The 14,598-nt window shown below is 55.7% G+C and carries 13 protein-coding genes; 9 read left to right on the forward strand and 4 right to left on the reverse strand.

Annotated features, from left to right (window positions below):
* Positions 1–27 precede the first annotated feature (27 nt).
* Positions 28–321 carry a putative quinol monooxygenase gene (locus K227x_RS30215; protein ID WP_218933747.1) on the forward strand — a complete coding sequence of 98 codons (294 nt, stop codon included), beginning with the start codon at positions 28–30 and terminating at the stop codon, positions 319–321.
* Between the two features lie 92 nt (positions 322–413).
* On the opposite strand, the gene K227x_RS03415 is transcribed toward K227x_RS30215, so the two are convergent.
* Positions 414–644, reverse strand: coding sequence for a hypothetical protein (locus K227x_RS03415; protein WP_145168076.1), 231 nt, complete (start codon positions 642–644; stop codon positions 414–416).
* Between the two features lie 57 nt (positions 645–701).
* Here K227x_RS03415 and K227x_RS03420 point away from each other — a divergent pair, with 57 nt between their 5' ends.
* Together K227x_RS03420 and K227x_RS03425 are read left to right on the forward strand one after the other, a co-directional pair.
* A complete protein-coding gene (locus tag K227x_RS03420) occupies positions 702–1,709 on the forward strand; it encodes a zinc-binding alcohol dehydrogenase family protein (RefSeq protein WP_145168077.1) in 1,008 nt (335 codons plus the stop codon).
* 98 nt (positions 1,710–1,807) lie between these two features.
* A complete protein-coding gene (locus K227x_RS03425; RefSeq protein ID WP_145168078.1) occupies positions 1,808–2,845 on the forward strand; it encodes an NADP-dependent oxidoreductase in 1,038 nt (345 codons plus the stop codon).
* Between the two features lie 465 nt (positions 2,846–3,310).
* Here K227x_RS03425 and K227x_RS03430 read toward each other — a convergent pair whose 3' ends face one another.
* Positions 3,311–5,731: a DUF5060 domain-containing protein gene (locus tag K227x_RS03430; protein WP_218933748.1), complete on the reverse strand. Its 2,421-nt coding sequence runs from the start codon at positions 5,729–5,731 to the stop codon at positions 3,311–3,313.
* A gap of 199 nt (positions 5,732–5,930) precedes the next feature.
* On the opposite strand from K227x_RS03430, the gene K227x_RS03435 reads away from it, so the two are divergent.
* Entirely contained in the window at positions 5,931–6,854 is a 924-nt protein-coding gene (locus K227x_RS03435; RefSeq protein ID WP_145168079.1) for a LysR family transcriptional regulator, read from the forward strand.
* Between the two features lie 171 nt (positions 6,855–7,025).
* Here the strand turns inward: K227x_RS03435 and K227x_RS03440 are convergent, their stop codons facing one another.
* Positions 7,026–8,609, reverse strand: coding sequence for an alkaline phosphatase D family protein (locus tag K227x_RS03440; protein ID WP_145168080.1), 1,584 nt, complete (start codon positions 8,607–8,609; stop codon positions 7,026–7,028).
* A 559-nt stretch (positions 8,610–9,168) separates the two neighbouring features.
* Here K227x_RS03440 and K227x_RS03445 point away from each other — a divergent pair.
* Positions 9,169–10,023 carry a histidine phosphatase family protein gene (locus K227x_RS03445; protein WP_218933749.1) on the forward strand — a complete coding sequence of 285 codons (855 nt, stop codon included), beginning with the start codon at positions 9,169–9,171 and terminating at the stop codon, positions 10,021–10,023.
* A 414-nt stretch (positions 10,024–10,437) separates the two neighbouring features.
* On the opposite strand, the gene K227x_RS03450 is transcribed toward K227x_RS03445, so the two are convergent.
* A complete protein-coding gene (locus K227x_RS03450) occupies positions 10,438–10,989 on the reverse strand; it encodes a hypothetical protein (protein ID WP_145168082.1) in 552 nt (183 codons plus the stop codon).
* Between the two features lie 136 nt (positions 10,990–11,125).
* Here K227x_RS03450 and K227x_RS03455 point away from each other — a divergent pair, with 136 nt between their 5' ends.
* From K227x_RS03455 to K227x_RS03470, 4 genes are read left to right on the forward strand one after another with little or no spacing between them, the layout of a single operon-like run.
* The gene (locus K227x_RS03455) at positions 11,126–11,509 is read left to right on the forward strand and encodes a GntR family transcriptional regulator (RefSeq protein WP_145168083.1); all 384 of its coding nucleotides are present in this window, start codon (positions 11,126–11,128) and stop codon (positions 11,507–11,509) included.
* Positions 11,506–12,471 (forward strand): ABC transporter ATP-binding protein, encoded by a 966-nt coding sequence (locus K227x_RS03460; RefSeq protein ID WP_145168084.1) that lies wholly within the window; start codon positions 11,506–11,508, stop codon positions 12,469–12,471. The genes K227x_RS03455 and K227x_RS03460 overlap by 4 nt, the downstream gene beginning before the upstream one ends.
* The gene (locus K227x_RS03465; RefSeq protein ID WP_145168085.1) at positions 12,443–13,150 is read left to right on the forward strand and encodes a hypothetical protein; all 708 of its coding nucleotides are present in this window, start codon (positions 12,443–12,445) and stop codon (positions 13,148–13,150) included. Before K227x_RS03460 ends, K227x_RS03465 begins: the two co-directional genes overlap by 29 nt.
* A complete protein-coding gene (locus K227x_RS03470; RefSeq protein ID WP_145168086.1) occupies positions 13,147–14,208 on the forward strand; it encodes a TlpA family protein disulfide reductase in 1,062 nt (353 codons plus the stop codon). The genes K227x_RS03465 and K227x_RS03470 overlap by 4 nt, the downstream gene beginning before the upstream one ends.
* Positions 14,209–14,598: the final 390 nt, after the last annotated feature.

Genomic DNA, 14,598 nt, shown 5'->3' on the forward strand with positions numbered 1-14,598 from the left:
GTGATCGTGAATAGGAAACGCAAGTCGATGTCAGAATCTTTGGTTGTCGTAGCCAGCCTTACCGCCAATGCAGGATCCGGGGACGAACTGTTCGCGGCGATCGCCAGCATCATCCAGGCTTCCAGAGCCGAAGCGGGCTGTCAAAGCTACATCTGTCACCGAAACATCGAAAACGCAGATGAAATCGTGGTGTACGAAGTGTGGGATGACGAAGCCGCTCTGCAGAAGCACTCCCAAAGCGAACACTTCCAGCGGTTTCTAAGTGAGGCGAAGCCGGTCTTGAAGGACTTGGATGTCAAAAAGCTGACGGTCCAGCCCTAGAAAGACGGAATCTGCGTCCAACGATGCGGGACGTTTCTTCCAACCGCGGTTTGGATCGACGTGTCGCGTTCGCCGTCGCATTTTGAAATCGATCAGCCATCCGATGTCGACTTCGGTTCACGCCGGATTTTGACGCCCGGAATCGTCAGCAAAGTCATGCTTCGAACGAGCAAGATTTCGGGGCCATCGATCGGGGCACCGCGGGCTGAATCGCGGCCACCATAGGGAACTGGCACTGCACGGTCGCAGCTACCAATCGCAGCGGCTAATCGATACCGAACCTCTGGCATCGCATCGACGCGAGGCGGTTGATGGCACTGCATCTACATTCCCGTCATTGATTCATCCAACCGAAATCAACCTCCAAAGAAAGTACAAAGATGAAAGCGATCGGATACAAGCAAGCCGGACCGATTACGGCGCCCGAGTCATTGATCCAGTTTGACGCAGAGATGCCTCCGGTGGGTGCTCACGATTTGTTGGTCGAAGTTCGTGGGATCTCGGTCAATCCCGTGGACGTCAAAGTACGCGAGGGGAAGACGCCCGAAGACGGCACTCAGATCCTTGGCTACGACGCTGCCGGTGTGGTGACCGAAGTGGGCGATGATGTTCGTCTGTTCCAAGTCGGTGATGAAGTGTTCTATGCCGGTGACATCACTCGCCCTGGAACGAACGCCCAGTTCCATGCCGTTGACGAACGAATCGTCGGTCGCAAACCCAAGTCGCTTGGTTTTGCCGAGGCTGCTGGATTCCCGCTGACCTCTATCACAGCCTGGGAACTGTTGTTCGAATCGCTGGGCGTCAAAGAGGGCGAAGGCGATGGCGAAACCCTGTTGGTGGTCGGCGGTGCAGGCGGCGTTGGTTCGATCCTGATCCAACTGGCCAAGAAACTGACCGGTCTGAACGTCGTTGCCACCGCATCGCGGCCAGACACGATCCAGTGGGTCCAGAAGATGGGGGCGGATCATGTGATCAACCACCGTCAATCGATGGTGGACCAACTGAAATCGCTTGACTTGACGCCACGCTACGTTGCTTCGCTGACGGGAACCGCCGGCCACTTCGCCGAGATCATCGATCTGATCAAACCACGCGGGCATGTTGCGTTCATCGATGACCCCGAGACTTTGGACATCAAGGCTGGCAAGCCCAAGGCCCTTAGTTTTGCTTGGGAATTCATGTTCGCTCGTTCGATGTTCCAAACCGACGACATCCAATACCAGCACGAATTGCTGAACCGTGTTTCGGAAATGATCGACGACGCAGTGCTGATCTCCACCGTCAACAACAACCTTGGCAAACTGACCGTCGAAACGCTGAAAGATGCGCACGCCCAACAGGAAAGCGGCCGTGCGATCGGAAAGAATGTTCTAGACGGATTGAACTGAACGAACAGAAATCGCCAAGCCCATGGCATTCCAAGACCTGGGCTTTGGTGATTGATCTGAACTGATACCAACCCCACTGAGTCTTTCGAGAAATACCTATGTCACAGTCGTCCAAAACCAATCGTCGAATCGTCCTCAATTCGCGTCCTCACGGGGCTCCCACTTCCGATAACTTTCGATTGGAAAATGCGGATGTCCCACAGCCCGGCGAAGGCCGAGTTTTGCTTCGCACGGTCTATCTGTCGCTGGATCCCTACATGCGTGGTCGCATGAGCGATTCGCCGTCGTATGCACCGCCCGTCGAGGTCGATGCGGTGATGGTCGGTGGCACGGTTTGCCGAGTCCTGCAGTCCAAGCATTCGGACTTTGCCGAGGGGGATTGGGTGTTGGCTAATACTGGATGGCAAGACTATGCCGTTTCGGACGGCCAAGGGCTGGTGCCGCTGGGACAGGAACTGAAGCATCCATCCCGGTCGCTTGGCGTGCTCGGGATGCCTGGCTTCACCGCCTACATGGGGCTGCTTGACATTGGCAATCCTCAGCCGGGCGAAACGGTCGTGGTCGCTGCTGCGACCGGCGCGGTCGGATCGATCGTCGGCCAGATCGCAAAGCTAAAAGGGTGTCGTGTGGTGGGGATCGCCGGCGGGCCAAAGAAGTGCCAAACAGGCGTGGAGACGTTTGGCTTTGATGAATGCCTGGATCACCATGCAGCCGATTTTGCCGATCAACTTGCCACCGCCTGTGGCGATGGGATCGACGTGTATTTTGAAAGTGTCGGTGGAAAGGTTTTCGACGCGGTGCTTCCACTGTTGAACGTCAAAGCCCGGATTCCCGTGTGTGGATTGATCGCACACTACAACGACACCGCATTGCCCGAAGGACCGGATCGGCTGCCACTGTTGATGCAGACCTTCTTGGTCCGGCGCATCAAAGCCCAGGGCTTCATCATCTTTGATGACTACGGCCCTCGCTACGACGAATTCCTAGCCGAAATGACCCCGTGGGTCGAACAGGGCAAGATCAAGTTCATCGAAGACGTTACCGATGGCCTGGAAAACGCACCCGAAGCATTCATCGGCCTACTAGAAGGCAAGAACTTCGGCAAACTCGTCGTCCGAGTCGGCGAAGACAAGTAGCTCCCCCCGCTCGCACGCCAACCTCCGAGTCTCCGAGTCACCGAGTCTCCGAGTCACCCTGTCACCCTGTCACCCTGTCACCCTGTCTCCCTGTCTCCCTGTCTCCCTGTCTCCCTGTCTCCACCGCTTTCCGCGGGCTCCCCTCTCCCCCGGATTGCAGCCGAGTGAAGCTCGATTGCAATCTGGGGGAGAGGGGCGGGGGTGAGGGGGCCCAATCGGCCAAACGGCAGCACGCTAGCCGATCACACCCGGAACGACCGACCTGACAAGTTGAACCCTCGATGGATACTAAATTCGTAGCGAGTGGCCATCCGAGACGCGCTGCACTGACTCTGTTCGTCGTACCGCCTTTAGGCGGAATGGGGCTCGGTAATCGGACCTGACCGAGCCCGGGAACTCCGGCTGAAGCCGGTACTACAAACGGATCGGACGGCTGCGTTGACACCCGGGGCAAACCCCAATCGCCTAACGACGAACCACCACCAACCAGTCGTCGTCCTTGTCCGCCGGGGCAGTTCCCAGTTGCACCTTCGATCCACCGTCGACCGTTAGCACCGAACCACGCTGCAACTCGCCGCCACTGCGAGGGTTGAACCAGCGGACTTCGAAGTCGCCATCGGCGTCGCGGAGGTCCAGTTCAGCCGATCCACCACTGGGCAGGTAAACCAAATACACCTCGTCCGTCTTGGCAAAGCAGAACTTCGAGTTGTTGTTGGATGAGTTGCCGATCAATGCGTCGGAGTTTTCCATTTCCCAGAACGGGATGTCATTTTCTGGGAAGAACGACAGTGCGATTCGGCAGTAGTCCCAACTCGTATCGCGGCTACGAAAGTCTTCGCAAATGAGATCGTTTTCAGGCAACTTATAGCCAAAGTAGTACTCCACGCCGGCGCCGCCCGCCATCAGGGTTCCCCATAGGCATAGTTTGCGAATGTCGTGCGCGGTGTACTTTTTGCCCTTCTGGTTTCCGGTGCCATCATTGCCCTGGTAGCCCGGATCGGCGGGGACTCCGTCGCTGGCAGGTCCTTGTTCGTCATTGGCGACAACCCATGGTCGACCCGCCTTGGCAGACTCGTTGACCCATTTCAGCGTGCGCTGGTGAGCCTGGTCCCAAGAGTTCTGTAGCGAGGCGCCGGTCAACAACGATTGGTCGCCCAGCAGCGGCGTGTAAACCTTGTCTTGCTGCGATGGGAACGTGTGGATCACGATGTTGTGATGGTAGGGATCGGTGTCGTGCAGGTAGGTGACCATGTCGCGGATCTCTTGGCTGCTTTGCGTGTTCTCTTCGCCGATGTTCCAGTTCAGGGCCAGCGAGTGTCCGTATCGGGCGATCAGTTCGCGGCAATACAGTTTCCGTTGCGGGCCAAGCTTGCCACCATCCAACGACTCGGGCACGCGTCCCGATTCGGCTTTCTGGCCGCGGCGGTCATCGTCCATCTCGTTTTCTTGCAGCTTGAAGTGCAGGTGCATCCCCTTCGCCGTCCCGTGGTCCAGCACGATGCCCCATTGGTCCAATTTCGAACAGTCGTAGTGCAGTTTGTCGTTCCGCTCGACGAACGGCCAAATGTTGTCGCCGTCGCCGCCCGCGTTGTAAGTCAGGAACGAAAACGCGTTGCACCCTTTGGCGGCCAAGTAGTTGATTGCACCGATCAACCCCTTTCCCTTACCGTCTTTCCAGGTCGGGTCACCGGATTGCCAGTCGGCAGTATGCGGAGCCCATGTTTTCAGTGGCACCTTCTTGGGCAGGCCCGCGATCGTGTTGTCAAAATCCTTGTATCCCAGCATCGTCTCCGGCGCATCGGGGCCGGCTTTCAGAAAGTATTCCTTGGATCCGGCGAACTGCAGGTAACGACGACCGACGTATTCCAGTCGGCCCTTGGATCGTAGGTCGCGTCCGTCCTTGTCGCTGGCCGCGACCGTAAAACTTCCTTTGGCGGCGTCATACGGTTTGATGGCGGTACCCTGCGTTTCGCCCAACGCGGCATTTTTGCCTTGCGTGAACGATACCGTGTAATTCCATTGGCCGACCTTGTCGGGGGATAGGTGCGCACGCCATTGGTTGCCCGCTTCGGCTGACGACTGTCCCGCATTGCCGTCGGCGGCAAAGTATCCGGGCACGACATAGCTTGGCGATCCGCTCTCGTGCGTGAAGGTCACGTTGAACGCATTGTCGGTGAACGGGTTGGGTTGTTGGTCACGTTCGTTCGCGAATGGACCGTCCAACGTCAGCGTGACCTTGTGCCATTGTTTCCGATCGCCACTGATTTTGACGGTGCCGTCACCGTTCTTGCCACGCGGTTCAACCAACGCGGAGGTCTGTGATTTGTCGGACGATGCTTTTTCGGTTCCCATCACTTTGACCGCCGCGGCGGTCGCATCATCGGCGGGCGAAAATCGGACACGTGCCCATCGAGCGCGGCTGAATTCTTTGCCGTCGGCCGATGCGATTTGCGAACTGATTTTCACCACGTCGCCTTGGCCGATTTCCACGTCGGGCCAGGTGTGATGAAACTTGCGTCCCGTTTCGAAGGTCTGGCTGCTGATCGGGCACGAAAATTCGCCTACCTTCGAATCGTTGACGATCACCTGGTAAGTCGCCCTGCCATCGCTTTCGCCGACCGCTTCTAGCGTCACGTGATACTTGCCGTTGACCGCAGGAAAGGCCGATTGCGTGGTCGCCGATTGGTTGCGATCGGGATGGATCGCCATCCATTTTCCGCGGTCAAGGTAATACCCGGTGTCCTTGGTCGGGAAATCGGCGGCCTGCAGAACCACGTCGGCGGACCCGCCGCTGGTGTCGGCTGCCTTGGCTAACCCCGGCGGCAGGATGCACGACGCCAACAGAAATACGGACAACGGCCGCAGTAGATGCACGGTAGGTTTCATCAAGTCGGTCTCAACAGGGGGAGGGCATGGACGGGGCAGGACAGGCCTCTGGAAAAATCGCGATTGGGCCGTTCTCGCCACCGATCGGCCTTTTCAAGGGGGAATGGGCGGCCAGAAACGGTCCATCAAGTAGTCGATCCTAGCGACATATTCATGCGTTACAATTAAACACTTCCGAAGACTCATATCGAATTGTGAAATGAATGAAGTGCCCACCGTTCGCCGCGACCGATCCAGCGATCTTAGCGTCGCCCAACTGCACACCTTCCGTCTGGTGATCCGGCACGGTGGGTACGCGGCCGCCGCACGGGCCTCCGATCTGTCGGTCCCCTCGGTCTGGCAGCACGTCCAAGCTCTGGAACGGCTGTATGGGACCAAACTGTTCACGCGCGTCGGCCGGATGGTCCAGCCGACCGAGGCAGCCCAGCGTTTGTACGAACAGGTCGACCCGATTCTGGTCCAGCTAGAATCGACCTTTGACGCCGTTCAAGCCACCTCCGCAAAGGCACCCATTCGAGTGGTCGCGGGCGTGCGGATGATGATGGAAGACCTGGCCGAACCATTGGCCACGTTTCGCCGAAATCACTCCAATCCGTTGACGATCCAGCAGGGGAACGAACGCGTCGCCGAGGAATTGTTGCTGGCGGACAAAGCCGACATCGCGATGACGTTGGAACCCGGCGTCAAGCAAGACTCGCCGCTGATCCACTATGAACCCGCCTATACCGTCCGGTTCTTTGCGGTGACCGCCAAGAGTCATCCGTACGCAAAAAGTCGATCCAACAGCCTGGATGAATTGGCCAAGCACGCGTTGGTCGTCACGTCCACCGGGACACATGGCCGCGACGCGCTGGACCAAGCGTTTCATCGCGAAGGGTTAACGGCTGATATCTCGATTGAAACCGACAACAGCGCCTTCACGATCGCTTGTGTTGCCGCCGGCATGGGGGTCGGCGTGCTGGCCGGTCGCAGCGAAGGCAACCTGCGAGAAAAGCTGGCGACACGTTGCCTCGGAAAACAACTCGGTCAACGCCGCATCGTGTTCATGTGGCGCAAGGGGCGATTGCTGGCCAGCCCCTTGTTGGACCTGATCGATGAAGTCAAACGGCTGGACGAAACTTAGCAACGAGCGATCCCTCAGTGTCGCGATTCAAGTCATCTCTCCCCCGCCGCGCAGCGGTTTGCGGGGGGAGAGAGTTAGAGAGAGGGGGAAGAAAGAAACGACACTGATTGAACGCTCGTTGCTTAGCCACCACTGCACACGCGTGGTGGCTCGGTTCGCCGCTGCAATGGATCAGCTGACGTTCAGTCGTGGGTTACCCGATTCGACGACAAACGACTTTCGCTGGAACGTTTTGCCACCGGGTTTCAGTACGTCGTCGACCACCATGTAGTCCGACTTCCAAGCGTCGGGAGTCACTTCACATCGGATGTAGCCACGTTCGGCATTGTGCCAACGCACGCACGGATTTTCGGCCAGCATGGCGTCCAAATTCTTCGGTTGGTCGACCCCGTTGCCGCCGCTGCTAAGCGACGTGGCCACAAACTCGGTTGCCACGATGTCTTGGTCTTCTTGCCGATCATCGACGCGAAGTTCGTTGGCCCAGTTGGTGTGAATGTCACCGGTCAACACGACCGGGTTGCTGACTCGGCGATCGCGAATGTATTTCATCAGTTCCATCCGTTCGTGCGAATAGCCGGGCCATTGGTCCATCGAATATTGGGGGTCGTCCGGATCACCGGCTCGATTGACCATCCCCATCATCACTTGTTGGGCCAGTACGTTCCACGTCGCGGTGGACCGGATCAAATTTCGCGACAACCATCCGCGTTGCTTGATTCCCAGCATGGTTTGGGTCGGGTCCAGGGCTGCCGCGTTCAAGGGACTCTTGCGATCTTCGTTGGGTTGATCGGATCGGTATTGCCGGGTGTCCAGAACCGAGAATTCAGCAAGACGGCCGAAACGTGAACTGCGATACAGTCGCATGTCGCTGCCACGTGGAATCTGGCGCCGACGAAGCGGCATCATCTCGTAATAGGCTTGGTAGGCGTTCGCCCGACGCGACAGGAAATCGTTGGATTCGACCCAGGTGTCTTGGCAAATGTCACCGGCGCAGTTGTTGTCAAATTCGTGGTCGTCCCAGGTCACCACCCACGGGCACTGTGCGTGCATGTTCTGGAGCAACGAATCGGATCGATACTGGGCGTGGCGAATTCGGTAGTCCGCCAACGTCATGATTTCATTGCCCTGATGCGTACGCACCTTACCGTTCCGGCCGGCTTCGTATTCATAGATGTAATCGCCCAGATGAAACACCAGGTCAACGTTGTCGTCGGCCATCTGCTGGTACGCCGTGAACAGGCCTTGTTCGTAGTTCTGGCACGAAGTGACCGCGAACTTGACACTGCCGGGCAGGGTGTTGGGAAGCGGCATCGTGCGAGTCCGGCCGATCGGGCTTTCGGCATCCCCGCACCGGAATCGGTACCAGTACCAACGGTCGGGTTCCAGTTGGTCCAGTTCGACGTGAACCGAGTGTCCCAGTTGTGGCGTGGCCAGCTGAGTTCCCGAGGCAACGATGTTCCGCATCGAATCGTCCGACGCGACTTCCCAAGTCACATCAACGCCGCGATTGGGCATGCCGCCATCGGGTTCCAGCGGCGCTGGAGCCAGTCGTGTCCACAGCACCATGCCACGATGATCTGGTTCGCCCGATGCGACCCCCAGTGTGAACGGGTCGCTGCTGAACGCGATCTTCGATTCGGCACTGGCCTGTTGCGACGCCAAGGCGAACGATGGCAGCGCACCGGTGAACGCCAAGAAGCGACGGCGATTCCAAGCGGAGCGAGAAACGGAATCGTCGGATGGGATGCGTGACATGCTGGGATCCGGTAAAGGGGAGGGAAGGGCGGATGGTCGAATCCACCGGCTGGTTGGAAGGCGGCAGGTGAAAACGCGACAGGCAGGAAGTGTATCGACGGCACCGGCCATACCAAGTTGTCCCGTGTCGCTGTCGGTCCGAATTCAGGGAAACTTCATATCCAGCGAAGCTCCTGTGCCGGACCGATGCGTTCTTTGTAAAGGTCCGATGAAGTTGGCTGGTTCTTGATCCCGTTCGGACCAGGTAACCGGCGGGGCAGGGGAGGGCAGGGCGAAACTTGGCAACGCACGGGAAATATCTGTCGTAGTGGGATTCGCCAGAATTCCCCCCCCCAACCCGACGGTCAGGAATTCTGGCGAATCCCACTACTGCAGTCCCGACACTTATTGATCGTGCGTTGCTTGGTTGCCCATGCAAGAATCGCACAACAAACGTTTATACTCGATCGGCCAATGCCTTTGCCGAGATATTGATGGCCGTGCCCATCACCCCATCGATCGCTCGATTGAGTTCCCGCTGTTTCCATCCGTCGCCGACCCATGCTGTGCGAGTATTACAATGCCAAAGAAGTCTGATCTGTTCCCCCATCTGAATCCCGCCACCGCTGCACGTTCAAAGTTCATGGGGTGCCTGCTTGCGGTCGCTGGAATGCTGTTCGCAGCAAACGCTGCCCAAGCCGAGTTGAAGATCTATTACATCCGGCATGCCGAAGGTGGGCATAACGTCACACAGGATTGGGCGGACGTCCCCAAGGAGCAATGGCCAGCGTACGTCGGCAACCCCAACATGTTCACACCCAAGGGGGAAGGTCAGGTCCGTCAGGCCACCGAGAAGCTGCAGCAGTACCACTTCGACTTCATCGCCGTCAGCCCGATGTGGCGGGCACGCAACACCGTCCTGCCGTACTTGCAAGCGACGGATGCCAGAGCCCAGGTTTGGCCCGAGCTGCACGAGATGTATGCCAGTCATCTGATCCTGACGCCCGACCTGCCAAAGCCGACGGTCAAGATTTTGGGGGCGGGGAAGTTGATCGAAGTACCCGCCGAAGAAACGCCGTACATGGAACTGCGAAAAGACGGCATGCACAAATTCAAGTTGCCATTGTTCGCAAAGGATCACGCGGACATGGAGGGCGAGGCCGCGGCGGCGCGAGTGATCTTGCAGGCGGCCGTTGACAGAATCCAAAAACGTTTTGGCGGTACGGACCAATCGATCCTGTTGGTCGGTCATGGCAGCAGCGGGAAAGGCCTGATGCGAATGCTGACCGGCAACCGACAATCGGGACTTCGCGAAGGACTCGAAAACGCCGGAATCTGGATGGTCGCCCAGCAGCCCGACGGCACCTTCGAACTAAAGATGTACAACGACCAGCCCGTCGTCAACGGCAAGCTCGTCCCGGCCATCCCTCAATAGAGCGAACACCCGCTGCCCCCAAACCCGTGGGATAGCCATCCTGGCTGTCATTCACCACGAATCCCTCGCCGTCGACCCCCGCCCAACCTATCAAACCAAACCACGCGCCGGCCATCCGCTCTGCCTGGGTCTACGTATGGTTCCATGGCAGGCCGCTGACGCTGACACCACTTCAGAATGCCAACTCATGCAGTCTTCCACATTGGGCGAACGCCCAGGCACGCTGGTCCCGTCAAGAACGTCAAGCAAAAGAAAAGCTGAACTCCTCCAGGTTCGCTCGATCACTGAGCAAATGGAGTCAGCGAACAACTGACCATCATCAGTTCCTGCTCCGGTGCCGGCTGCCGGGGCACGCTGGCGAAGCCTATGTTGCCTTGGGAGCCCGAACACTTTTGTAGCCTCCCGGTGCCTCGTTTAAGACGGGTCACAGGTGATTGCCAGTTTTTGAGTCCTGGAACCTTTGTTTCTTCGGATCGCTGTGTTGACGAGTGATTTCGCGATGACGCGGGTGAATCTTTCATGGGGCATGCCTCTTAGCTGGGCTTCTTCGAGTAACCATTCCGTGATTGTGTCGACGTTGCGAAGGCACCCTTCGACGCCCCAATCGTTCATCGTCTCGACGCGAGTTTCGCAGTTGCGAGTTTCGCTCGGCTTGGCAAACCACGCGAGCATCTTCTTCAGTTCGTTACCGGGGCCAGGCCGGTAGTCCGCAATCTTGAGCGTCGCTGGCAACTCGTCGCGGTCGGGCATGTAGTTGGCGAGCATCGCTGACAATTCGCCCACGTCGCGCTTGCGTCGGCGTTTGTTGACCAGTGCCATTCCGATCGTGACGACGTTGATCGCCCGCGGATTGGTTTCGTTTTGGCAAGCGTTGCATGCGGCTGGTGACGTGCGGACTTTGCAGCCCGCCATACCGGCGGCGACTTCGCATTGGTTATCGGGTGTGAGGTGGGGGCAATAGATCATGTGGACAACTTTTCAGGACCTGTCAGAGCCAATTTAGATCGGAACCGCATCTTCAACAGACGGTGGGGTTGACAGAGAGCTGCAACTGAAGCATACTGCCTTAGTGCACCAAGTCGCGACTCGAATAAGTGAGAAAATGAAGATCGACCCGAAAAGTCATACTCCAATCTTCCAACAGATAGCTGAACAACTCCGGTCGCGCATTCGCAACCAAGCGTATCTTCCGGGAGAAATGCTGCCCTCGTTGCGGTCATTTGCCGTGGAAATTGGCGTCAACCCGAACACGATACAACGGGCCTACGAGATGCTAGAGCGAGAGGGAATCGTTGAGTCACGAAGGGGCGTTGGAATCTTCGTTACGCGAGACGAAGCACGCCTGTCGGACCGACTTGAACAACAAACCTTGAACAAGCTGAAGAAAATAATCGAAAAGGCACTACGCAGTGGGGTGAGTCCCGACCGGGTGCGAGCACTATTTGAGTCATCCCTACGCAACTATCTGTCTGAGTTAGATGCATGAAAAGAATTGAATCGGAAGAAATCTCGCATGCATTGAAAAAACAATCCTGTCCCGCAATCGACGTAGAAAACCTACGAAAATCTTACAAAGACGTGGTCGCTGTGAACGGTCTATCTCTCAAAGTAGAACCAGGGGAGACCTTTGGACTACTTGGACCAAATGGTGCAGGAAAGAGCAGCACGATTCGCATGTTGGTTGGGCTGACTAGTCCGGATTCAGGAAAGATCAAGCTTTTTGATGAACCAGCAGGATTTCAAACGGTATCAATGAAACAGCGAATAGGATATGTCCCCGAACAACATCTCATGTACCGATGGATGACTGTTCGCGAGATAATGGAATTTGTCAAAGCGTTCTACCCTCGTTGGGACGAATCTCTATGCGATGAATTAATTGACTTGTTTGATCTTCCTTTCAATCGAAAAGTTCAAGGACTCTCGAAAGGAATGACGTCAAAACTTGGCCTCGTTATTGCATTGTCGACGCGACCTGAAATCCTTATTCTTGATGAGCCGACTTCTGGTCTCGATCCGCTTATTAGAGACGAGTTTCTTGAGGGCATCCTCAGGACCCAGTCCGATGAAACGCGGACAGTACTCTTTTCGAGCCATCACGTTGACGATGTCGAGCGACTAGCGGATCGCATCGGCATTATGCACCGGGGACAGCTTATTCTAAACGAGAAAGTTGAGCGTCTTCGTTCAGAAGCTGTGCAAGTCAACTTGGTCCTTCGAGACGGAAGCCTTCCACGTTGGCGTCCGACTGAGGTGGTTTACGAGCATCTTCAGCGGCGAGAATGGACCGTGACGTTGTTCCCATTCCGCGAAGAATTGGTAGATGCAATTCGTTCTAGAAACCCAGTGCGAAGCGTCGAATGCAGTGAGATCGGTATAGAGCAACTCTTCAAGCAGGTGATTCGCGGCAATCAGTTGAGTGAAAACGAAAGCATTGACCATGCTTAAAGCGTTATTCTACAAAGACCTTCGTATCGTCAAACCGATCCTTGTACTACTGGCAGTCGCCACACCACTTACATTTGTCGCAATTGCGGGGATCTGTTTCTACTCCATGCACAGTGAGCGATCACACGAGTCAATTTTGGCGACTGTCTTTCATCTTTCACTTCAGATTTCGATTTATGCTTCATACTTAAGTATTGCATTCGTTTGCAGCACGGTACTCACCGCTGAACGACAGGATCGATCGATTGAATTCCTGAGTTATCTTCCTCCGTTACGGCTACACATACTTTTGAGCAAGCTTGCCCTTGTTGCCTTGTGTTTAGTTGCCTGTCTTTCATTATTCGGATGTCTTCGAGTGCTACTGGAATATTTTCAAGACTTCTCGACAGAGGTTTCTGGAAGGGACATTGGAGCCGGAGACGCAATTGGCATGTGGGTCGGTTGCGCCGGAGCGAGTTGGTTTATTGGAAGTTTTTCAAAATCGACTGGTCTACCGGCGCTTGCAGGAATTCTCTCGCCAATGCTAGTTATCGCCGCAGTGCAGATTTCATTGCACATGACTGAAAGTTCAATGTCGCTGGATACCATGCAGTCAGTTGTTTCTAACTCTGTATTGCTTTTCGGACTCGCGGGTTTTATTTCCGGTTCGCTATTTTTTCTAAACGGAGACTGGACATGAGTGTTCACTTCAATAGCCAAGCTGATTCTTCAAAGCATCGTCGGCGATTGACGAAATTTGCGATTGTTCTTGGTTCTCTTGTATTGTTGATTGGCGTCTTTCTGGGAACCTTCTGGAACGTGTGTTCCGAGGTCGATCGACGCCTTGAAGTCTTTGCGCTTGATGACGTTGAGAGTGTTCCCCAGCTTTTAATGAAGGCGAGGCGACTGCATCTTGGCTATCAAATAGAAGACTGGAAAGTCCCTGAGACGAATGAGGCGTTGAGCGAAATCTCGCGCCGAATGCGAGCTAAAGTCGACCCAACTGATCCTTCTTACATTGAGGTTAAAGGAATCCAAAACTTCTACCGTGTCATGGCGATTTGCCAGTCTAGCGAGTCGCACCGTATTCAAGAAATCAATGATTTGGGCGATGACTTGTTTCATTGGCTAGCGTGCAGAGAGAGTTTGACTTCGTCTGACTTGGAGCCCGTATTTCGCTATTTAAACTTTTTATCAACGCGTCGTATTGACAATGCGACTCAGGTTAATGCCATTGATTCGCTTCACGATTCAGTCGGTGGGAAACTCTCCGAAGATCAAGAAGTCCGGCAGTTTGAGAATCGAATCGCCGCTTTCCGACGCAGATTGGAATTGACAGGAAAAAAGCTGGAGTTGAGCGGGAAAACGCTTTCGGGAGATTTAGTTGATCTCGATGATTTCAACGGCAAGATTGTTCTGCTTGACTTTTGGAGTACCACCTGTAGGCCTTGTTTGAGAGAACTTCCCGAGCTTAAACGTCTCTTCGTTCAGAATCGATCTCGCGGATTCTCTATCATTGGAGTTCCCGCAGACCGTTTTCCTGGGAAACTTCTTGATCTTGTTGACGAACATGAAATTAGTTGGTCGCAAATTTGGAATCCAGAAGCAAATCATCGGTTGATGGAAGAGCTGGGCATCGCATCCATTCCCTCTTATGTATTGCTCGATCGGGACGGTCGTATTATCTCGGTCGATGTGAGGTTAACTGCAATTTCTGATGAGGAGAGTCTTGAAGAATTGTTGAGAAAAATTCTTTAGAGGCAGAAAGTCAATGAGGAAACGAATGGTGGTAACATCGATTAACCGAAGACTGTTACCACTTCGCCGTCGTAGGAGCCGCTGCTCGATGGAGGATTGCCGGCGTCTTCGCAGTCGCTGCCTTGCAGTTCCCAACCGCACGACCAAATCCAGGTGCTCTCGCAAGCGTCACTGGATCCGCCGCTGCTTTCGTCGCCATTGGATTCGTCGTCTTCTGACTCTTCGCCTTCGGAATCGTCTCCGCCTGATTCATCGCCGCCCGAATCTTCACCGGAGTCTTCGCCACCCGAGCCGTCGCCGCTTTCATCGGTTGATTCGTTGTTGCTGCCCGAGCCGCTTCCGCCACCACCTGAATCACCTCCAGATGTGTCGCCCGAGTCATCAACGGAT

The organism is Rubripirellula lacrimiformis (assembly GCF_007741535.1).
In the GTDB taxonomy this organism is placed as follows: domain Bacteria; phylum Planctomycetota; class Planctomycetia; order Pirellulales; family Pirellulaceae; genus Rubripirellula; species Rubripirellula lacrimiformis.

What these genes read in the sequence shown, in the direction of transcription:
- K227x_RS03425 (WP_145168078.1), top strand. Translation starts at nt 1,808, where the DNA reads ATGTCACAGTCGTCCAAAACCAATCGTCGAATCGTCCTCAATTCGCGT.
- K227x_RS03420 (WP_145168077.1), top strand. Translation starts at nt 702, where the DNA reads ATGAAAGCGATCGGATACAAGCAAGCCGGACCGATTACGGCGCCCGAG.
- K227x_RS03450 (WP_145168082.1), bottom strand. Translation starts at nt 10,989, where the DNA reads ATGATCTATTGCCCCCACCTCACACCCGATAACCAATGCGAAGTCGCC.
- K227x_RS03460 (WP_145168084.1), top strand. Translation starts at nt 11,506, where the DNA reads ATGAAAAGAATTGAATCGGAAGAAATCTCGCATGCATTGAAAAAACAA.
- K227x_RS03445 (WP_218933749.1), top strand. Translation starts at nt 9,169, where the DNA reads ATGCCAAAGAAGTCTGATCTGTTCCCCCATCTGAATCCCGCCACCGCT.
- K227x_RS03435 (WP_145168079.1), top strand. Translation starts at nt 5,931, where the DNA reads ATGAATGAAGTGCCCACCGTTCGCCGCGACCGATCCAGCGATCTTAGC.
- K227x_RS30215 (WP_218933747.1), top strand. Translation starts at nt 28, where the DNA reads ATGTCAGAATCTTTGGTTGTCGTAGCCAGCCTTACCGCCAATGCAGGA.
- K227x_RS03415 (WP_145168076.1), bottom strand. Translation starts at nt 644, where the DNA reads ATGCAGTGCCATCAACCGCCTCGCGTCGATGCGATGCCAGAGGTTCGG.
- K227x_RS03430 (WP_218933748.1), bottom strand. Translation starts at nt 5,731, where the DNA reads ATGAAACCTACCGTGCATCTACTGCGGCCGTTGTCCGTATTTCTGTTG.
- K227x_RS03455 (WP_145168083.1), top strand. Translation starts at nt 11,126, where the DNA reads ATGAAGATCGACCCGAAAAGTCATACTCCAATCTTCCAACAGATAGCT.
- K227x_RS03470 (WP_145168086.1), top strand. Translation starts at nt 13,147, where the DNA reads ATGAGTGTTCACTTCAATAGCCAAGCTGATTCTTCAAAGCATCGTCGG.
- K227x_RS03440 (WP_145168080.1), bottom strand. Translation starts at nt 8,609, where the DNA reads ATGTCACGCATCCCATCCGACGATTCCGTTTCTCGCTCCGCTTGGAAT.